The organism is Vibrio sp. 10N.239.312.C11, from assembly GCF_041466065.1.
GTDB classification, from domain to species: Bacteria; Pseudomonadota; Gammaproteobacteria; order Enterobacterales; family Vibrionaceae; genus Vibrio; species Vibrio tasmaniensis_A.
On the sequence record NZ_JBFSRZ010000043.1, the window covers coordinates 1 to 20460 of the forward strand.

General features: G+C 45.2%; 18 protein-coding genes. 6 read left to right on the top strand and 12 right to left on the bottom strand.

The window, feature by feature from the left end:
* Positions 1-348 precede the first annotated feature (348 nt).
* The gene (locus tag AB6D07_RS16805) at positions 349-1116 is read left to right on the top strand and encodes a S9 family peptidase (protein ID WP_017103497.1); all 768 of its coding nucleotides are present in this window, start codon (positions 349-351) and stop codon (positions 1114-1116) included.
* Positions 1117-1228: 112 nt separating this feature from the next.
* Here AB6D07_RS16805 and mpaA read toward each other — a convergent pair whose 3' ends face one another.
* Positions 1229-1930: a murein tripeptide amidase MpaA gene (gene mpaA, locus AB6D07_RS16810; RefSeq protein ID WP_241810816.1), complete on the bottom strand. Its 702-nt coding sequence runs from the start codon at positions 1928-1930 to the stop codon at positions 1229-1231.
* A 158-nt stretch (positions 1931-2088) separates the two neighbouring features.
* Between mpaA and AB6D07_RS16815 the strand changes: the two genes are divergently transcribed.
* Positions 2089-3714 carry an ABC transporter substrate-binding protein gene (locus AB6D07_RS16815; RefSeq protein WP_029223003.1) on the top strand — a complete coding sequence of 542 codons (1626 nt, stop codon included), beginning with the start codon at positions 2089-2091 and terminating at the stop codon, positions 3712-3714.
* Between the two features lie 107 nt (positions 3715-3821).
* On the opposite strand, the gene AB6D07_RS16820 is transcribed toward AB6D07_RS16815, so the two are convergent.
* From AB6D07_RS16820 to AB6D07_RS16835, 4 genes are all read right to left on the bottom strand, one after another.
* Entirely contained in the window at positions 3822-5246 is a 1425-nt protein-coding gene (locus AB6D07_RS16820) for a fructose-specific PTS transporter subunit EIIC (RefSeq protein WP_012601120.1), read from the bottom strand.
* A 13-nt stretch (positions 5247-5259) separates the two neighbouring features.
* Positions 5260-5700 (bottom strand): PTS sugar transporter subunit IIA, encoded by a 441-nt coding sequence (locus AB6D07_RS16825; protein ID WP_017103500.1) that lies wholly within the window; start codon positions 5698-5700, stop codon positions 5260-5262.
* 259 nt (positions 5701-5959) lie between these two features.
* Positions 5960-7177, bottom strand: coding sequence for a mannose-6-phosphate isomerase, class I (gene manA, locus AB6D07_RS16830; protein WP_017103501.1), 1218 nt, complete (start codon positions 7175-7177; stop codon positions 5960-5962).
* A gap of 130 nt (positions 7178-7307) precedes the next feature.
* Positions 7308-9227, bottom strand: coding sequence for a fructose-specific PTS transporter subunit EIIC (locus AB6D07_RS16835; protein WP_017103502.1), 1920 nt, complete (start codon positions 9225-9227; stop codon positions 7308-7310).
* Between the two features lie 377 nt (positions 9228-9604).
* Here AB6D07_RS16835 and AB6D07_RS16840 point away from each other — a divergent pair, with 377 nt between their 5' ends.
* Positions 9605-10444 (top strand): helix-turn-helix transcriptional regulator, encoded by an 840-nt coding sequence (locus AB6D07_RS16840; RefSeq protein ID WP_009846231.1) that lies wholly within the window; start codon positions 9605-9607, stop codon positions 10442-10444.
* A 63-nt stretch (positions 10445-10507) separates the two neighbouring features.
* On the opposite strand, the gene AB6D07_RS16845 is transcribed toward AB6D07_RS16840, so the two are convergent.
* Entirely contained in the window at positions 10508-11281 is a 774-nt protein-coding gene (locus AB6D07_RS16845) for a PTS sugar transporter subunit IIA (RefSeq protein WP_017100110.1), read from the bottom strand.
* A 7-nt stretch (positions 11282-11288) separates the two neighbouring features.
* On the bottom strand, positions 11289-11591 hold the full coding sequence (locus AB6D07_RS16850) for a PTS fructose transporter subunit IIB (protein WP_009846233.1): 303 nt from the start codon (positions 11589-11591) through the stop codon (positions 11289-11291).
* A gap of 243 nt (positions 11592-11834) precedes the next feature.
* Between AB6D07_RS16850 and AB6D07_RS16855 the strand changes: the two genes are divergently transcribed.
* On the top strand, positions 11835-13700 hold the full coding sequence (locus AB6D07_RS16855; RefSeq protein WP_017103504.1) for a fructose-specific PTS transporter subunit EIIC: 1866 nt from the start codon (positions 11835-11837) through the stop codon (positions 13698-13700).
* 111 nt (positions 13701-13811) lie between these two features.
* On the opposite strand, the gene AB6D07_RS16860 is transcribed toward AB6D07_RS16855, so the two are convergent.
* Together AB6D07_RS16860 and AB6D07_RS16865 are read right to left on the bottom strand one after the other, a co-directional pair.
* Positions 13812-14396 carry a TetR/AcrR family transcriptional regulator gene (locus AB6D07_RS16860; protein ID WP_017103505.1) on the bottom strand — a complete coding sequence of 195 codons (585 nt, stop codon included), beginning with the start codon at positions 14394-14396 and terminating at the stop codon, positions 13812-13814.
* A 127-nt stretch (positions 14397-14523) separates the two neighbouring features.
* A complete protein-coding gene (locus AB6D07_RS16865) occupies positions 14524-14697 on the bottom strand; it encodes a hypothetical protein (protein WP_012601113.1) in 174 nt (57 codons plus the stop codon).
* A gap of 425 nt (positions 14698-15122) precedes the next feature.
* Here AB6D07_RS16865 and AB6D07_RS16870 point away from each other — a divergent pair, with 425 nt between their 5' ends.
* Entirely contained in the window at positions 15123-17102 is a 1980-nt protein-coding gene (locus AB6D07_RS16870; protein WP_029223004.1) for a methyl-accepting chemotaxis protein, read from the top strand.
* An 88-nt stretch (positions 17103-17190) separates the two neighbouring features.
* Here AB6D07_RS16870 and AB6D07_RS16875 read toward each other — a convergent pair whose 3' ends face one another.
* Entirely contained in the window at positions 17191-17613 is a 423-nt protein-coding gene (locus AB6D07_RS16875) for an organic hydroperoxide resistance protein (RefSeq protein ID WP_012601111.1), read from the bottom strand.
* Between the two features lie 127 nt (positions 17614-17740).
* Between AB6D07_RS16875 and AB6D07_RS16880 the strand changes: the two genes are divergently transcribed.
* The gene (locus AB6D07_RS16880; protein WP_009846239.1) at positions 17741-18178 is read left to right on the top strand and encodes a MarR family winged helix-turn-helix transcriptional regulator; all 438 of its coding nucleotides are present in this window, start codon (positions 17741-17743) and stop codon (positions 18176-18178) included.
* A gap of 105 nt (positions 18179-18283) precedes the next feature.
* Here the strand turns inward: AB6D07_RS16880 and AB6D07_RS16885 are convergent, their stop codons facing one another.
* Both AB6D07_RS16885 and AB6D07_RS16890 read right to left on the bottom strand, forming a co-directional pair.
* Positions 18284-19027: a GntR family transcriptional regulator gene (locus AB6D07_RS16885; protein WP_017103508.1), complete on the bottom strand. Its 744-nt coding sequence runs from the start codon at positions 19025-19027 to the stop codon at positions 18284-18286.
* 121 nt (positions 19028-19148) lie between these two features.
* On the bottom strand, positions 19149-20435 hold the full coding sequence (locus AB6D07_RS16890) for an OFA family MFS transporter (RefSeq protein ID WP_017103509.1): 1287 nt from the start codon (positions 20433-20435) through the stop codon (positions 19149-19151).
* Positions 20436-20460: the final 25 nt, after the last annotated feature.

Consider the following 20460-nt stretch of genomic DNA (forward strand, 5'->3'; position numbering starts at 1 on the left):
AGAACCTTCATAGGTCGAATTTTTACCCGTGGCACTTTCTAGCTCAAAAGTGCCCCATTATTTGATAGACCTTTTACTCATTCATATGCTGTTAATCTGAGTTTGCACTACTAAGACTTATCCGAGCTAACTGGTAAATCAGAATCTCTGTCAATAGGTGACACTTGGCAAACCAAAATTCTCATCATGTGACTTAAGCTGTTGGTTGTTAATTGAATTTATGCGCATTAAGTTGCACTATGGAAAGATAAAAGACGATAATTTTTCGTCTAATCAGCGTTAGTGTTTTCTGAAGTCTGACTGTTTATGGTACTCGTAAACTAATATATTGAAAAATATGGAGTGTTCATGGAAGGTGTTGTAGTAGAAAAAAGTAAGGTCTGTGAGATTACATATCTGCTCTATTGTAAAAAAGAGTCGGTAAATAATCCTTTAGTCATCATCTGCCACGGTTGGAGCAATGATAAATATGAAGGCTCTAATCTAGCTTTAAATTTAGCTCTTCAGGGTTATTCTGTTATCTGCTTTGATGCAGATAAACACGGCGAAAGAGATGATGGTAATGCTCAAAACGCTAGCAGCCATTCGAGATTTATCAAAAGAATGACGGGGGTTATCAAGCAGAATTCAGACGATATAAATACACTCATTGAGCATTATCAGGAAGATATGAGAATTGATCCATCGAGGATTGCGGTTGTGGGTATCTCTATGGGGGCAATGTCCACATTTTATTCTTTGACCCAAAATAAACGAATTAAAGTTGCGGTATCAATTATCGGCTCTCCTGACTTTGTCGGCTTGGAGAAGTTCGCTTTAGAAGCCGATTCAATTAATAAGATTCTTAGTGATGACGAGAAGTTAGCTATTAGATATATGGCAGAGATTGATCCATGTTTGTACCTTATAGAAAATGAAAGTCGCCCTATGTTGATCATAAATGGTGATAAAGATGATTGGGTTCCTGCCAATTTCGCGAAGGATTTTTATGAAAAAGTGAAGAGTAAATACGATAAAAACAATACTGAAATTGAGTTCAATTTAGCTGATGAATCGCATTACTTTTCCAACGACATGCGAGATCATACGATGAAATGGCTGAATAAAAATTTGTAGGCAAAAAGTAAATCTTTAGCAATAAACAGCCATACAGACGCTCAAGGTATTCAACATACTTTTTCTAACCTGATCGAAACGGTTTAGAGCAACACACCTAAAACGTTTTTGTCTAACCAATCCCCTCACACCCCAACACTGCCACAAACGCCTCCAAATACTGTTCGATAGTCAAATCCGCTGAAACGGGCGGTAGTTCTACGGTAATACACGGTTGGTTTTTTTCTTGGCACCAAGTGCCGAATGAGCCTGGGGTTTCGTAGTCGACGTCTTCAACGAGCGGTAGGTTGAACTGTTTGCCTAGCCAAGTGGCGAGTTCTGATTGAGTTGGGTCGTCGACCATGGCGAGTGGTTCGTGGAAAGATATGACGAATTTAGGCTTACGCTGTTCGATGAGGTTGATGAGCGACTGCACTTCAGGTTCAAGTTGGTTGGCTTGTCCCGTTTTCACTTTTACATCTCTGACAGGGGTGTGAGAACTCCAGCGATAGACGGTGCCATTTTCTGTCCAGTTTTGAGTTGGAAAGGCGCGGTTTAAATCGACTTGATTGGCGTTAGCGCGAGTGCCTAGTTGATTGCCGTCTGGGTTCATCGATAAGATCATATCGTGTCGTAAGTTGGCGGCAGGCAAGCTTCTCAGGGCGCAAGATAAACCCGCGATAGAAGCGGTTTCATCGCCGTGTGTGCCCGCTAAAATCAGCCCGCGAGATTCGCTTTCTACTTGTGCGGGGAAATAGAGCAAAGGCGCACCCAACACCGATTTTCCATATGACAGCGGCTTTATCGAAAACGCAGCTCTTTCCGTTCTTGGAATTAAACTCACCTTAATCTCCTGATTGATCAAGTACTATCAAATAGTCACTACTATTTAGATGACTTCTATTAAATAAACCATAGCGTCAAAACTCGTCAACCGTCGCATTGTTAATTTTATTACTTTGCTTCAAAGATAGGCTAGGAGAGCAAAAAAACATGGATTTTAAGAAACATTCAACGGCTTTACTCATTTCATCTTTATTGACCCCTTTTATCTCAGTGACTGCCGTTGCTGAAACCTTACCTGCTGGTGTTTCACTGGCAAAAGACCAACATTTGGTGCGAGCCAATGATGCAGAAGCTGCGACACTCGATCCGGCAAAGGCAGAAGGCTTGCCTGAAATGCACATTCTACGTGACCTGTTTGAAGGTTTAGTGATCCAAGATCGCGATGGCAACATCACTCCAGGTGTCGCGGAATCTTGGGAAACCGAAGACAACCAGACGTTTGTATTCCACTTGCGTAAAGATGCGCAATGGTCGAATGGCGATCCGGTGACAGCCGATGATTTCGTGTATGCGATAAGACGCGCGGTTGACCCGAAACTCGCTTCGCCAAATGTGTGGTATCTCAAGCTTACTCAAATCAACAACATCGCTGATGTAGCTGAAGGTAAGAAGCCCGTTGAAGAGCTCGGTATCTCGGCTGTTGATAAGCATACGGTGAAATTCGAACTCGATAGCCAAGTGCCATACTTTGTGGCGATGACAGGCCATACTTCAATGATGCCCGTTCACAAGGCAACGCTAGAAAACAGCGATAAGCCGTGGAGCGATCCTAAGCAGTTTGTTGGCAATGGTGCGTTTGTTTTAGGCGAGTGGGTGGTTAACGAGCGCATTGAACTGGAGAAGAACCCTAATTATTGGGACAGTTCAGATACGCACTTAACCCAAGTGACTTACATTCCGTTTGAGAACCAGAATGCGTCGATTAATCGCTATGCGGTGGGCGAGGTCGATATTACGTCTGATGTGCCGACACACATGGCGCAGCAGCTAAAAATGAAATATCAAGACGCGTATACAGCGGTACCTTTATTGTGTACATACTATTACGCGTTCAATACCACGCGCCCTCCGTTTGATGATGCGCGAGTGCGTAAAGCGGTGTCTTATTCCATGATGCGTAATGTGATTACTAATGGCGTGACTCAAGTAGGTAACTTACCGGCTTATACCTTTGCTCATGAATACACGGCAGGTTTTGATGCCACTCAACCTGAGTACAGTACATGGATTCAAAGGGACCGTGACCAAAAGGCGAAAGAGTTGCTGAAAGAAGCCGGATACGATGCTTCTAACCCGTTAGATTTTAAATTGCTTTACAACACCAGTGAATCGAATAAGTCGATTGCGGTGGCGATTGCATCCATGCTGAAAAGTAACCTAGGCGCGCAAGTTGAGTTGGAAAACCAAGAGTGGAAGTCTTACTTAGTATCACGTCGCCAAGGTGATTTTGATGTGATGCGAGCATCTTGGTGTGGTGATTACAATGAAGCGTCGACCTTCTTAAGCCTTCTGCGTTCTGAATCTTCAGGCAACTTTGCTCGTTACAACAACGAAAAGTACGACTCAGCAATGGATAGCGCATTGGCTGCAACTAATGAGCAAGAACGCCAAGGTTTCTATGACCAAGCGGAGCAGTTACTGGCTGAAGACATGCCGATCGCGCCAATCTACTACTACATGCAAGCTCGCCTAGTGCGACCAAGTGTCGGTGGCTTTGCGAAGAATAACGTTGAAGGCCGAATCTATTCTAAGGATCTTTATATCAAGCAGTAAAAAGCTTTGAACATTATATAAATATAAAATCCCCATTCGCTGACAAGGCGAATGGGGATTTTAGTTACTAGGGGGTAGTAATTTTATCTTCTAACTTGTTTCAGGTTTTAAATAGCCACCATGTCCGCGGCTTTCTTCATCGCTTCTTTCGTTGAACACTCAATCACGTTCGCGTTAGCAAAGCGGTGAGCGTCTTTCACTTGAATATCGTGAGCCAAGATAACTAGCTTCGCGTTCGCTACATCTAGGTCGGTGATGCGGTTCTGAATACCGTTTTGACCTTGAGTTTCTACCTTAATCTTAAGGCCTGCTGCTAAGCCTGCTTTTTCCAGTGCTTTCGCTGCCATGAAGGTGTGTGCAACACCAGAAGGGCAACATGTTACGGCTACGATGTCGTACTCGCCTTCGCCTGCTACAGGCGCTGTTTGAGCTTGTACTGGCGCTTCAACCATGTCTTCTTCGGTTTCAACCGCTACAGGTTTCCAAAAACCAACGATAACCGCTGTTGTTAGTGAACCTAGCGCAATACCGACGACGTACATTGGAATGTTGCTTGATACTGGCGCAGTGATTAGGCCGCCCCACGGTGCGTGCAGTAGAACGTCTGTCATGAAGCCGAATACACAGCCCACGATACCACCGGCAACGATTGAAGGAAGTACACGCATTGGGTCGTTTGCTGCGAATGGGATAGCACCTTCCGAGATACCGATAGAACCCATGATTGCTGCTGCTTTGCCTGCTTCTTGCTCTTGTTTAGAGAACTTGTTTTTGAATAGGAAAGTCGCCAGTGCCATGCCTAGAGGTGGTGTACAAATCGCGATGCCTACGCCGCCCATTAGCCAAGGTTGCGTGTCTACTTGAGTTTGAGCAAATAGCGTTGCTACTTTGTTGATAGGGCCGCCCATATCAAACGCGGTCATACCGCCAAGGATTGTGCCCAGAACCATCTTAGACGCGCCAGCCATTGAAGCTAGGAACTCGTTCATTGAAGACATGAACAGTTTGATTGGCTCACCAATGCCCCACAGTACGATGCCGGCAGAGATTAACGTGCCTAGAAGCGGATAGATGAAGTAAGCACCTAGCGCGGTCATGTTGGTAGAAAGTGGGATTTTCTTAAGCTGGAACACCACGCCACCGGCGATAAAGCCAGCCACGATACAACCAAGGAAGCCGCCGCCCATGTCAGCCATGATGCCAGAAGAGATCATCGCAGGTGCCAGTGCCGGTTTATCTGCAATTGAGTAACCAATAAAGCCGCCAAGAATGATTGGGAAAAGAACAAGGCCTTTGATACCGATATTAGAGATGTCTGCTAGCAGGCCGTCTGCAGGTACAGCACCTTTGCCTGATGCCATTACCGCTAAAGCCAATAGAACACCACCGGCTACGATGAAAGGCAGCATGTGTGAGGTTCCGAAAAGCAGGTGGCCTTTCATGGTGCTAAGGATTTTTTTAAAGTCGCTACTACTGTTTTTGTTATTAGAGTTACTACTGGTATTCGTAGCTTGAGTTGTTAGGGTGCTCATGATTTTCTACGCCTTATGAATTAATTAAAATATTAAGGATTTGTTGTTCGTCTTTTGCGTTATGTATATCTTGAATAAATTCATCGCTGAATTTTCCAAACAGTTCTTGTAGTACATAAATATGATGATCAGCACCGTTGTCGGGTGAGGCAATCATAAAAAACACGGTTGGGTTAATGCCGTCTTCATCGCCATACTCAATGCCTTTGCGCTTAACACCGACAGCGATTGCCGGCTCAGTGACAGCCTTGCTTTTTGAGTGTGGGTAAGCGATGCCGTCCATAGAAGTGATGCTTTGAGATTCACGAATTTCGATGTCTGCCAAGAAGGCTTCTTTATTACTGATTCGGTTGTTTTCAAATAACATGCCTGCCAATTCTTCAAACAGTTCTTTTTTATTATTCGCTTGAAGGTTGTTATTAATTAAGTTGACGTTGGTTAGCTGTGTGATCATTTATTAACTCATTCACTATTGAAGTTCTTGAATTAAAATTAATGGATTAACCCGATTCGCGAAATAGCAAATAAAAGCCCTTCACTGTACATTTGTATCCAGCAAAATTAAGTGTGATTTGCATCATTAATACAGTGTGAGATGGGTCATATTTGATAACGTATTTGTTTATGTTTTTGACACGTAGACTGGTCTCATCAGAAACAAAAATGCCCCGCAACAGCAGGGCATAGATAGTGTGTGATTAGTGGTGATGGAGCTAGCTGTAAGCGCGCGCTACACGTCCAACGCAGTCCAGTTTGTAACTCTCAGCATAAGCAGGAATAAACACCGACTGGCCTTTCTCTATCACGCAGGTTTCGCCACATTGGTGAGTAAGCACCATAGATTCGTCGAGAGGTAGTAGGATCTCGGCACCTTCGGTAGTGATTTTTCTCTGGTGAGAATTCTGCACGATAGAGAACTTAAAATCCTCGACTGGAATTTGATATTCCATCACATCACCTTGCTCTATTGGGCTTAGCAGTAATCTATCCGCAGGCTTTTCATTAAATCTCGTACAAGAAACCAGTTCATTCACGTCCATGTATTTAGGCGTCAATCCTGCGCGGAGTACGTTGTCAGAGTTCGCCATTATCTCTAATCCAGTTCCTTTGATGTAGGCGTGGGGCGTTTCTGCATCCAGATACATGGCTTGCCCCGGCTTTAGAGTGATCACGTTCAATAGCAGTGGAGCAAACAACCCGACATCGCCCGGGTATTGCTCTTCCAGTTCTGAAATCAACTGAAACACAGGTGTATCTGAAAGCTTGGCCTTCATCAGTAACATAGTCAGCGCCATGCCTTTTTGTTCGCCTTGTAAAGACAATAAGCTCGCGAAGAAGCTCGCTAATCCATTGGGAGTTTGGTCGCCCGCTAGGTCATTGACCATCGAATGCAGCTCAGGAATATCGAGGTAATGGAAGTGCTCAAGAATCTCGTTGATCGACCTAAAGCCATTCATCGCGGTGTAGTCGGTTAATGCATATACCAGCTCTGGCTTGTGGTTGGGATCCTTGTAGTTGCGGTTACCCGCTGTCATCGGAATGCCTTGCTGCTCTTCAAGAGCGTAGCCAGATTCCGCTTGTTGCTTGTTCGGGTGAACTTGCACCGATAGCGCTTTCTCCGCTGCTAACACCTTGAATAGATATGGCAGCTCACCAAAACGACTTGCTACTTTTTCGCTTAGAAACAGGCTTAGGTTCTTCGAAATCAGGTTCGACAATGTGGTCTGCTGCCCGTTATCAGTGACCATTGAGCAACCATTCGGGTGAGCACCCATCCAGATCTCCGCTTGCGGCTCACCAGACTGGTTATCAATACCAAACAGTTGGCTAAACGAAGAAGGACTACCCCATGCGTAGTTTTGAATCACGTTGGTCATAGGGTAGAAAAAGCGTTGTACGAACGAATCGTTCGCTAAAGAAAAATCAGACATCGAAATCACCATGAAGGGAAACATGGCTTGAGCTCTACTCGATTTACTCATTAGTAAAAAACTAGCAACCAAAGTATTAGCGACTAAAAAAGGAGAGTAGAGGGGCTCAAGCCATTGGAGTTGAAATGGCTTAAGCCGCTGCTGTCGTTAGCTTGGCTTTACGTAGATTTTTAAGCGCGATACAAGTAACCGCTGTTACGCCCGCACCTGATGCCATACACAGAAGTGCCAGCAGTGGGTAGTTCATAGCACCTAACAGAGCCACAACAGGGCCACCGTGAGCAACGCTGTTGGTGATACCAAATGAGAACGCCATAACCGCTGCTGTCATTGATCCAAGCACGTTGGCTGGGATAACCGACATCGGATCTTGAGCCGCGAAAGGAATCGCACCTTCAGAGATACCCACCAAGCCCATTGCGCCTGCTGCCTTACCTGCTTCGATTTCAGAAGATTCGAATAGGTCGAACTTGCGGCCAAGTCTGGTTGCGATGGCCATACCCAGTGGAGCCACAGGAATTGCACACGCCATCGCGCCCATGAATTGAGTTTGACCGCTGGCAATCATGCCGACCGAGAAAAGGAATGCCACCTTGTTGAATGGACCGCCCATATCGAAACCGGCCATGCCACCAAGGACGATGCCAAGCAGAACCACGTTGCCTGTGCTCATGCTCGTTAGTAGTGCAGTAAGAGCATCCATCAGCCCAGCGATAGGTGCACCGATAACAAAAATGAACAGACCTGCGATGAACAAAGAGCCAGTGATCGGAGCGATCATGATAGGCACAAGTGGTTGAACGAATTTGTGGTAGTTAAACGAAGTAATCCATTTAACGAAGTAACCCACTAATAAACCCGCGATGATTGCGCCAATGAAGCCTGTACCTGCGTCAGCGCCGTAGAAAGAGCCGTTGTTAGCAATCCAACCACCGATAAGACCAGGGGTTAGAGCAGGGCGGTCAGCAATCGCGTAAGCAATGTAGCCAGCCAAGATTGGGATCATCAATGTGAAGGCAACCACGCCCACTTCTAGGATTTGGTTCCACATGCTGCCAGCAGGAATCGCCATGCCAGATTCGCTTGGCTCACCGCCAATGGCTAGTGCAAGCGCAATCAAAAGGCCGCCCGTCACCACGAATGGGATCATGTGAGATACGCCATTCATCAAGTAACGATAAAGGTCTGAACGCGCTTGTGAGGCTTTTTCTACAACAGATTGGTTGGTCGGCGTTTGTTCAGCTTGGTAACTAGGTGCATTGAGAGCTTGCTTAATCAAGCCTTGCGCGTCTTTGATTGGTGCTTTTACGTTGGTGCTGATGACGCGTTTTCCGGCAAAGCGAGCCATGTCTACTTGCTTGTCACAAGCCACGACAATCGCGTCTGCACGTTCGATCTCTTCTTGAGTCGGGCTGTTTTTAACACCAATAGAACCATTGGTTTCGACCTTGATGTCATAGCCAAGAGCCGCCGCGCCTTTCTCTAGTGCTTCAGCGGCCAAATAAGTGTGTGCAACGCCAGCTGGGCAGCCTGTCACACCAATGATGAAGCCTTGTTTTTCTAAGTTGGTTGCAGTTTCGTTGGTTTCCGCTTCTGAAGGCTCAGGTTTGCTAAGCAGTAGTTCTAATGCTTCTTGTTCAGATTGAGCATTCATGAAGCTTTCGATAAAGCCTTCTTCAATCAGTTTTGAAGAAAGCTCTGCCAATACTTCAATATGGTGATTATCGCCGCCATCAGGAGAAGCAATCATGAAGAACAGTTTTGATGGCTGACCGTCATCGGCGCCGTACTCGATACCCTGCTTGTGGACGCCGATAACAACCGCGGGTTTGATCACCGCGCTGCTTTTCGCATGTGGCAGGGCAATGCCTTCTTCAAACCCTGTATTACCTTGTTCTTCACGCGCCTTAATGTCGGCAAGAAACTGTACTTTGTCTGAGATTCGGCCTTGTGCGTACAGCACGTCTATCAGCTCTTTAAATACGTCTTCTTTTGAATTAGCGCTAAGCGAAAGCTTAATCAAATCTTGATTGATCAATGTCGTGATCATAATGAACCCTTCTCTGTTTTTATTTTGTTAGAGGTATTCTGGAATCTACGGCTTGCCTTCTGTAGTGAAGAAAAAACGCATTTACTGGATGATTGTTGCGTTATAAGTGGAGTGTGATTTTGATCGGTCGAGTGGCTGTTTTAAGGGCGGTGTTGACAGAGTTTAAGATGTGTTGAGGCTTTTATTTATAAGGGATGCAGCGTATTTGTTTATCAGGGCAGGAACGTGCTAGGTCAGTTTTGTTACTGGAAATTTATTTCCGTGACTAGATTTTTGTAACCTAGATCTCAAATTGTGATTTTGCTCAATAGCGCTATGTTTCAGTTACAGGTATATCTATTCCGGTAGCCTTATTGCTGCTTATAAGAGTTCGAATAATGATATTTCATGACTTAATCTCGTCGGTATTAAACGAGCGAGAACCGTTTCATAACATCTGGTTTGCTGGAGATTTTCACACGCCTTCAGCGTGCAGTTATCAGGTGAACTTTCCGCGCTTAGAGTTAGTGCTAGACGGAGAGTATATTAATGAAATGGAGAGTCATGATCGCAAAATAACCAACGTTATCGCCAAAGCCGGAGACGCGATTTTCATCCCACCCAACTGTTGGAACAAGCCAAACTGGGATACTGACTGCTCGGTGTTGAGCATGTTGTTTGGTCGTCGTCAGCTTGGTTTAAGTTTGGTGAGTAAGCGCAAAGGCGAGGAGAGCTTTTACGATATCCAAAAACACAGTATTCAGACTCGCTCTGGGTTTGCAATTGATAACATTTTGGAGGCTCTCAGCTCACTAGCGAGAGAGAGTAACAAGCAGCCGATGGATGAGTTATTGCTGCAAGCTCTACTGCAATACAGTAAAACCATGCTGGAAGCGCCCGTAGAAAAATCTCATAGCCGAGTACAGGATGTGTATCAGGGGATTTGTATCTACATTCAAGAAAACTTCCACCGCCAGATCACCCGAGACAGCATTGCCTCACGCTTTAGTATTTCATCCAATCACTTGTCGCGAATGTTCCGTCAACAAGGTCACATGACGCTGGCAGAATACATCACCCGAGTCCGTGTTGACCGCGCCAAATTCATGCTCAAGAAGTACAATTTCAAGCTCAATGAAGTGGCATTACGTTGCGGCTTTAAGGATGTGAACTACTTCTGTCGAGTATTTAAGAATCGCACCGGTAGAACGCCGACTGAATATCGAGGCTCTATTTAGTTAAGCCGTCTTTTTAAGTCGGAGCGTATTTTTTTGTTGAGCCGTATTTTGGAGTGAGTAGCCTTAAAGTAGGCGAGATGAGATATACATCAACAAGGCTTGTAAATCGACACTGCTTCGAGTCTTTTGCAAACGCTCGTTGACCTGATCGTGAAGTAGGTTTCTAGTTAGGTTGGTAGCCGCCACAATGTGTTCATGTTGCGGCTTGGTTGGCAGTACTAAAGCGATAGCTACGTGTACTTGGCCAATTTGAGATGCCCAGTCAATCGGGTTGTCACTGACGATGACCGCGATCGAGAGATCTTGAGTAGATTCAAACATCACATGGGGCAGCGCGATCCCTGGTGACACGCAGGTTGAAGAGCGTTCTTCTCGCTTAATGAAAGCCAAAATCAGCTCATCTGGATCTTCTGGATAAACGAGGTGAGCGAGCCCTTTCAAGCACTCAAATTTTGTCAGTTGAGTTTGCGCCTTAGCGTGGTGCCACTTGATGTCACAAGGCGGGCATATCTGAGGCATACGCTGGATTAAATCGTTAGAGAACTCATGATTCACTTGTGAGCCAACCATGTCGTAATGCTCAGCAATCACGTCTTTTATTACAAAACATGCGAGTTCAGCATCAATACCTACTGCGGTGATCTGGCATAAATCGCCACGAAGTAAACCCACTTGTAACATCGCGACAGATTTGGAGAGATCAGCGGTTCGATTTTGAGTGATGTTGATAATGCGGATGTTGCTTTTGAACTTCTTCGCTAAACGAGTCAACGGCTGCGCGACGTGTGAGTTCGCGGCAGGATCGTCAACGAAGAAGGTGATCTGATATTCATTCATGAAAGGTTTAAGTTCGACAATGCTTGATAAAGACTTTATCGACACTCAATAACACCTCTTCCATGGGAATGAAGACGGTTTTCGCGGGGTCAAATCGGCTTGGTTGTTCGATGTCGATATCAGAGACGATCAACACTTTGTCTGCGAGGGTAATATCCTGGCCTGTCAGTAAGTTTTCAATCCCCATAGCGCCTTGAGTCTCAACCTTGATTGAAACATTGAATTTTGGGGCCGTTTTATTTAGCGCATCAGCTGCCATATAGGTGTGCGCAATGCCTGTAGGGCACGCAGTTACCGCTACAATTCTCATTATTATTCTCGGTGTGCTTAGATCGACAGTTTACTTGGATCGATGGGACTATCTGAATCTAGGAAGTTTATGGATTCCCGTTTTTAATTCAAAGGTGAACGTCACACTCTTGCTTCTTGGTTACAATTATCCAGTTAATGCACCTTTCCTCCTATATATCGAGCGGCCTTGCCTCGTTAGTCTTTTTATATTATTAACCTCTTTATCTCATTTACTTAAATTGGTACTCGGACGAGGCAGCACATGGACATCACTGACATTATAGAGCCGGAGATTATCTGTCTGGATTTAAAGGCAGACTCAAAACAGGCGGTATTTGAAGAGCTTGTCGAACTGCTTGACCGTGCGGGCAAGCTCTCCAATAAAAGTGAATTCCTTGATGATATCTGGAAGCGTGAGGCCATCGGCAATACGGGCTTTGATGATGGTATTGCGATTCCACACGCGAAAAGCACTGCTGTAGCTAAACCTGCTGTGGCGGTAGGTATTAGCCGAACGGGTATCGATTATGGCGCAGACGGCGGCGAACTGTCGGATGTGTTTTTTATGCTCGCGTCGCCAGACAATAGCGATGATCATCATATTGAGGTTCTGGCTCAGATCTCAACTCGATTGATCGAAGATGGTTTTGTTACAAAATTAAAGGCGGTAGAGTCGGTCGAGGAAGCTCAAGAGCTGTTTCTCGAAGTGAATTCTGAATCTTTCGATAGCTACGCTTCTAGTCATCATGAAGTTTACAGCGAACCATTAAGCCCTTGGGCACAATCTCTTAATCGTCTTAAAGAACACTTGTTGTACGGTACTTCGCACATGATCCCATTCGTGGTAGCGGGTGGGGTACTTTTGTCTTTGTCGGTAATGATGTCTGGTCATGGCGCTGTGCCTGAGAGCGGTGTGTTAGCTGATATCGCACAGATGGGCATTGCAGGCTTAACGTTGTTTACTGCGGTGCTGGGCGGTTACATTGCGTACTCGATGGCCGACAAACCGGGCTTAGCTCCGGGCATGATTGGTTCTTGGCTCGCAGTGAATCAGTACAGTACTGGATTCCTTGGTGCAATTGTGGTCGGATTCTTCGCTGGCTTTGTGGTGAATCTACTTAAGAAGATCAAACTCCCTGACAGTATGATCTCGCTGAGTTCTATCTTCATCTATCCCTTAGTTGGCACCTTCATTACCTGTGGCGCGGTGATGTGGGTGATTGGCTCTCCTATCGCGTATGTGATGCTTGAGATGAACCAAATGCTGACTGGCATGGCAGGCTCAGGAAAAGTGGTGTTGGGCAGTATTTTAGGTGCGATGACGGCCTTTGATATGGGCGGTCCAATTAATAAAGTAGCAACGCTGTTTGCCCAAACTCAGGTGAATACTCAACCTTGGCTAATGGGCGGCGTCGGTATTGCCATTTGTACGCCACCTCTAGGTATGGCTCTTGCCACTTTCATATCACCTAAGAAATTTAAAAGAGACGAGCGTGAAGCGGGTAAAGCCGCCGGTATCATGGGAATGATCGGCATCAGTGAAGGCGCGATTCCATTTGCAGCAGCTGATCCCGCACGTGTTCTGCCCGCTGTTGTTGCTGGTGGCATTGTTGGTAATGTGGTTGGCTTTATGTTCCATGTCATCAACCATGCACCATGGGGCGGCTGGATAGTGTTGCCGGTGGTTGACGGCAAAATTGGCTATATCGTCGGGACATTAGCAGGAGCACTGACGACGGCTCTGATCGTGATACTACTGAAAAAGAACGTGGTCGAAGGTGAAGCAAGTTCTAATCAGTTTACGGGTGGCTCGATAACGGAAGAAGGACAAGCGGATGTATTGGCGATCACTTCTTGTCCATCTGGTGTCGCTCATACGTTTCTTGCGGCTAAGTCTTTGGAAAAGGCGGCTCATCATCTTGGGGTTCGGATTAAAGTCGAAACGCAGGGGGCCAACGGAATCGGCAATCGCATTACACAGAAAGACATTGAGCGGGCGAGGTTGGTGATTTTTGCTCATGATGTGGCAATTAAAGAGATCGAACGCTTTGCGAACGTGAAAACCTTAGATGTCAGTACTAAGGAAGCGATGCTTAATGCGCAGGCGTTGATTATGAGGAAAGTATAAAAGCCATCGGCTTTAAGATTGGCCGAAAAGCAATAAATAAAAAGACGCCCAAGTATTAGTAGTAATACTTGGGCGTCTTTTTGTAGATCTGAGCCTATATACGCTCAGTTGCTAAAAAGGGTGGTACTTGAAGATGTCTTCAACCATTGAGTTGAGTAGTTCTGTGTCATCGCAGGTTTTTGCATAAGTGCGTAGCCCTGCAATTTGAACCTGAACGTGGCGAGCAAGTTGAGTCGGTTTGCGTTCTTTGCTGATCTCACCAAGTTCTTGCGCTTCGGCAATCAGTTTGGCGAACTCGCCTTCCATTATTTTGAGTGATTTCTTGGCTTCTTCTAATAATTCAGCGTGCTCATCCGTCAGTTCAGCTACTGTTTTAGCCAGCATACACATGCCGTTAGGCGCGCTTTTTTTCGATTCGACAACGGCACGTTTTACGAAGTTTTCTAGTGCTTTGATTGGAGAGTCGGTTTCGCTGCGAAAGCGGTTCAAATTGTGAATGCCGAGTTCGGTATAGCGAGCCAATGTCTCTTTAAACAAGCCTTCTTTGCTGCCAAAAGCCGCATAAATACTGCCGGGACGCATATCAATCACGTCCTGTAGATTGCGCATAGAAGTTGCGTGAAAGCCCTTTTCCCAATACAGGTTAGTCGCTTTATCTACTACGTCTTGTCTATCGAACTTCGCTGTCTTGGCCATAACATCTACTTCATTAATCTGAACATATGTTCAATATTTTAAGATGAACACTCGTTCTAGTAAAGGAGTGTCTGGTTACTCTGGCAATCTCGCAAAGATCGATAGCATTAATCGGTAATAAAAAACTCTAATCATCAACAACTTCGACGGTTTTATGTTGTGCGCCGTAATAGGTACCTTCATCGATGGTGTACATCAGCGTTTCTTTGCACTCTGGGCAATCGAATTCTTCATTGGGTTCGATTGCTTCCTCTTCTACCCATTCCCATCCAATGTGTTCTTCGCAAGCGGGGCAATCCATAAAAATACCTCTCAGCTGTTGTCGCATATTTACTGCGAGCTTCTACTTAATAAGCTCGGCAGTATACATATTTGAGACTGAATATATAGATGCTCGTGAGTGAACAGCTTGGTAAGGGTTACACAGTGAGTGCTGGTCTACCACTTTATGATTATGCAGTGTGTGTCAATTTTTAGTCACTGCGTCAGAGAAATGTTGTTACACGTATTTTTCGTCTGGTTAAGTCAGATAGTTAACAGTTTTATTCATAAACCAATGAGTTTTATAAGGTTAAATGTTAACGTCCTCTGCGCTGAACTGTGTAGTTAGGTCATGGTTTACATAGGTCAGCTTGAATAATTATAGAGTCACAATTAAGGCGCACCCGTTAGAAGGAAGCCAAATTCGATGACTGAGAAGATTTGTTAGTTGTTAGGGAAATAATAATGAATTTAACCGATATGTCATTTAAGCAAAAAATCATCGCTTTGCTTATCTTACCGATCTTAGGGTTTTTATGGCTTAGTGTTTCTGCCATTTCAAAAGGCGTAGAAACCACCAGTGAAATGTCGTCATTAAACCAACTTACGCGTTTGTCGGTTGTGTACAGTGAGTTGGTGCACGAGTTACAGAAAGAGCGTGGTATGACGGCTGGTTTTATCGGGTCACAGGGAAACAAGTTTGGCAGTGAGCTAAAAGCACAAAGAATTAACGCAGACAGCAAACGCAATCAAAGAACCGAGTACTGGCAGTCTGAAGAAATCGGCTTATCGCAGATCGCGCGTCTGAATACTGAAATCAGCCAAAGTCTCAACCAAATTACTTCGATTCGCAATAGAGTGGATTCTCAATCAATTCCGCTTTCTGAAGCATTAGGTTACTACACCAAACTTAATGCTAAGTTATTGAGTGTATCTGCATTAATTGCTGAGCTAAGTACTGATGCCACCATCACGACAGAAACCATCGCCTACTATAACTTTCTACAAGGCAAAGAGCGTGCGGGTATCGAACGTGCGGTTCTCAACAACACCTTTTCTAAAAATGAATTTGGCCCGGGTATGTTGGTTAAATTCATCTCTTTGGTAACCGAGCAAAATACATATTTTGCGAACTTTGAAGTTTTGGGTAACCCAGATAACGTTGATTTCTTTAAACAGCAACTGAATGATCGCTCGGTGGCTGAAGTGGAAAAACTTCGTGATGTGGCTGAATCGAAAATGAGTGGTTTTGATGTCGATCCTGTTTATTGGTTTGCTCAATCGACGGCACGAATTGTTCAGCTGAAGAAGACTGAAAATCAGTTAGCAGAGTCTCTTATTACACTGACGGATCAGAAAACTCAGCAAGCTCAATCAGCAATGATGGGCAGCATTGTGATGTTTGTTGTGATCACTTTGTTCGCAACTTTTGTTAGCTTCAAAGCCATTACTGATTTAACGACTCGAGTTAAAGATCTAACGCGAGTGCTTTCTAAAGTCCGAAATGACAATGACTTAACCGTTCGTGCGACTTACGAAGGTAATAGTGAGCTGGGTCAAATCTCATCGTCGCTTAATGAAACATTAGAGAAGTTTTCTCAAGTTATCGATAACCTATCTCAATCTAGCCTGACACTTGCTTCAGCAGCAGAAGAGACGGCGCAAACTTGCCAATACAACTCAAGCACCTTAGTTGAACAGCAAGACCAGATTGGCTTGATTGCGACAGCAACAGAAGAGCTATCAGCGACGGTGAATGAAGTCGCGGCTAAAACACAGCAAACGGCAAGCTCAGCGAAGATCGCTGATGAACAATCACAGCAAGGTTTAAGCACGGTTCAACAATCTTATGAGTCGATAGAAACCTTGGCTTCTGAGATTAACGGCCTCGCTGAAAAAATCACTCATCTACACGAAAGCAGCAACAACATTAACAGTGTGATTGATGTGATTAAATCTGTTGCCGAACAAACCAATTTGTTAGCGTTAAATGCAGCGATTGAAGCCGCTCGAGCTGGTGAACAAGGTCGTGGTTTTGCTGTCGTAGCCGATGAAGTTCGTACTTTGGCTCAGCGTACGCAACAGTCCACTTCGGAAATTGAAGGCTTCATTAACTCGCTACAATCTGACGTACAGACAGCATTCAATGTGATTGATAACAGCAAGAAGATGTCTTCAAGAGCGGTTGAAGACTCACGAGGAGTAGAACAGACCCTGCAAGATATTTCAGGGGCTGTGAGCGAAATATTCAGCATGGCAGAGCAGATCGCAACCGCAACTGAAGAGCAAGCAGTAGTGACTCAAGATATTGCTCAGAACGTTGTCGCGGTAGAGCAGAAGTCGACAGAATCTACGACAGGCGCAACGCAAATTGCTGCAACAGCGAAAGAGCAGGCTGAGTTGGCAACATCGCTGAAAGAGCTCTCGAATACGTTTAAGAGTTAGCAACTCAGAGCTAGAAGCTTTCTATCGCATATAAAAAATGTCCCGCCTAGTGCGGGACATTTTTTTAGCGGGAGGGGGGATGAAGCGGCTAAAGCGCTTGTCCGTTAACCGACAATTTCACATCAATGTTGCCACGAACCGCGTTTGAGTAAGGGCAAACTTGGTGCGCCGTTTTCACAAGCGTCACAGCTTGTTCTTGCTCTAGATCCAGTTCAATCGATAGAGCAACAGTTAAAGCAAAGCCGCCGTTTTCATTTGGTCCGATACCGACTGTTGCAGTCGTTGGCGCCGATGCGATTTTGATTTTCATCTCTTTAGCTACATGAAGTAGAGCATTTGAGAAACACGCAGAGTAGCCCGCAGCAAACAGTTGCTCAGGGTTTGTCGCTTCACCTGTTCCGCCCATCTCTTTAGGGTAGCTCAACGCCACTGAAAGCAGGTTGTCATCAGTAGAAACTTGGCCGTTACGACCTGCAGTAGCTGTAGCAGAAGTTGTGTAGAGTGTTGTCATTGTCTTAGTCCTTGTTTGAGTTGTGTAAAATTAGATTGCGTGCAACTTAATTTTAAAGCTAGCTTAATTGATAAAATTCGAGCGCGCAAGTATATTGTGCACAATTTAATTTATTGGTGAGGTGATCATGAGCGACCAAGATGACTATCTAAAACTGGATAATCAGGTGTGTTTTGCACTGTATAGTGCATCGAATGCAATGAGTAGAGCGTATCAACCTTTACTGAAAGCGCTTGACCTTACTTACTTGCAGTACATTGTGATGATGGTGCTGTGGGAAGAAAAAGAGATGAATGTCAAAGCCCTAGGCGCAAAAACGCATTTGGATTCAGGTACGTTGACGCCTTTACTCAAGCGCTTGGAAACGAAAGGTTACGTGCTTAGAACTCGCAGTGCTGAAGATGAACGAGTTCGAGTTATTACACTGACGCCTGCAGGAGTAGAGCTCAAAGAGCAAGCGCAGACCGTGCCAGTAGAAATGCTGTGTCTCTCTCAGATGAATGAAGATGAGCTTAAATCGCTAAAAGCACAGTGTGAGCAGCTGCTTGGTAATTTGACCAAGTAAGCACTTTTAGTTTTTGGCCATGGTAATCAGAAAATAAAAAGCCCGTTAGTCCGGCTGTTATTAATCGGACTAACGGGCTTCTTGTATCTGCTGTCATTTTTGATGCTAGTCTTCGCTTACGAACACATACATATCACCACGACAGCGGTTGATACTGTATTCAATCGGCACGCCTTTTTTATCGTAAGCGGTTTGCTCGATAAGCAGTACAGGAACCGTTTCATCGATGTTGAGCTTCTCTAGAAACTCTTCCGTTGGCATCTTAGCGGATACACGACTTTGTGTTTTGGTTGGCGAGATATCTTGGCTACGGAAGTAGTCGTAAAGCGACAACTGGATCTCGTCAGGGTCGTGGATAAGATGCGCAGGAACGTAAGACTCTTCAATAGATACGGCTTGCTCGTCGATGTAACGAACGCGCTTCAATAGAAAGACTTGATCGTTTTCGGCGATTTTAAGCATCTTGGCTATTTCAGAAGAACACGCGATCACGTCTTTTTTAATCCATAACGTGTCGGGCTTTTTGCCTTTCAAGACCACTTGCTGAGAGAAGCCAGTCGCCTCTTTGCTGGAGTACTCAACGGTCTCACTGATCATGGTACCCAAACCGCGAGAGCGAACAATCACGCCTTCTTTATCTAATATATCCAACGCTTTACGAACGGTGATACGAGACACACCAAGCTTGTCACTGAACTCACGCTCGGTAGGAATGAAGTCTCCACCTTTGAGCATCTGTTGCTCAGTCGCCAGCTTCACTGAATCGGCAATCTTCAGGTATAAGGGTGATTTATCTTTCTGTTCGATTCGTTCTTGAATCAGGGTAAGCAGTGGTTGATACGCGCTCATAAAGGTCTGTTTTAGCTTTTATATTTAATCGAAGTATACCCGAAGTTCTCAGCCCACACTTAATAGAAATGTGAAATCTGAGGGCGAAACAAAGATTCCACCACTCAGAGGTTTTGTCCAGTTAGCTTGAGCGTTCTGGTTGGTCATGTGGGGCTAACTCTGTGCCGCTGCAAGGCTTTGTTGAAATGGGTTTTACTTTGAAGGTCAGGACTGCGGCGATACTCACCAACACCGCACAGATCAAATAGGCTATCGAATAACTGCCGTACCAATCGACGGATATTGCCGCAAGGATAGGGCCGATAAAGCCGCCAATGCCCCAAGCGGTATAAAGTACACCGTAGTTGGCGCCAAAGTTTTTCAGGCCGTATAAGTCCGCCATGATTGAAGGAAACACCGCTAACAAGGTGCCATATCCAATGCCAGCCAATGCCGCGCCAACCATTAGAGTCGGGCTAGAAACAAACTGGCTGAACAGCAGCATATTGATGGTTTGTAGCCCAAGCGCGATCGCCAACGTTTTTAATGCGCCAATCTTGTCGCTCAATAGCCCAGACACTAATCGACCTGCTGAGTTGAATATCGATAAGGTGACAATCAAATAAGCGCCTTCTAAGATATTGGCTTGCTCAGCAGCAATCGAGGTGATGTTGGCGATGATCATCAAACCAGCGGCAGCGCCAAAGGCGTAAGTGAACCACAAGAGGTAGAATTGCTTGGTGGCGAGCATCTCTTTCCACATGTAATTTCGTGCTGGAGGTGGTTTAGGCTTTGAGGTGTCAGATTCTTCTGAGCTGGCTTTCGGCTCATACCCAGTTGGCGGGTTTTTGATCGAACAAGCCAGTGGGAAAGCAATGATGATGAGTCCAGTTCCAAGTATGCGAAGGCTTTGTTCCAATCCAACGACAGATATTAGGTAGCTAGTAAGCGGAGCCAAGTAGATAGCCGCAAGGCCAAATGCAGTGGCGAGTAACCCATTCACCATGCCTTTCTGAGAAGAGTGAAACCACTTCATTGCCGTTGGGTTCAAGCATGCGTAAGCGAAGCCAATTCCCGCACCAGTGATCAAACCAAAACTCACATTCAGGTTCCATGGTGTCAAAGATAGGCTCGCTAAGATCATGCCACCTCCCGCCATCAAAGAACCCACCATCAATACCTTTTGTGGGCCGATCTTATCTTGAATACGACCAGCAATGAGCAGTGCCAATGAAAGAGTGATGATGGTGATCGTGTAGGGCATCGAGGCTTGAGTGTTGTTCCAACCAAGTTCTAAAAGCGAGTTTTTGAATACACTCCAGGTATAGAGAACACCGATGCACAGATTGATTCCACAGCTTGCGAGCAGAATCCTTGTTGCTCTGTTATTTGCAACTGAAAAGCGGTTCAAAGCAGAAAATTTAATCATGTGAGAAAGGCCAAAAAGGTAGGTA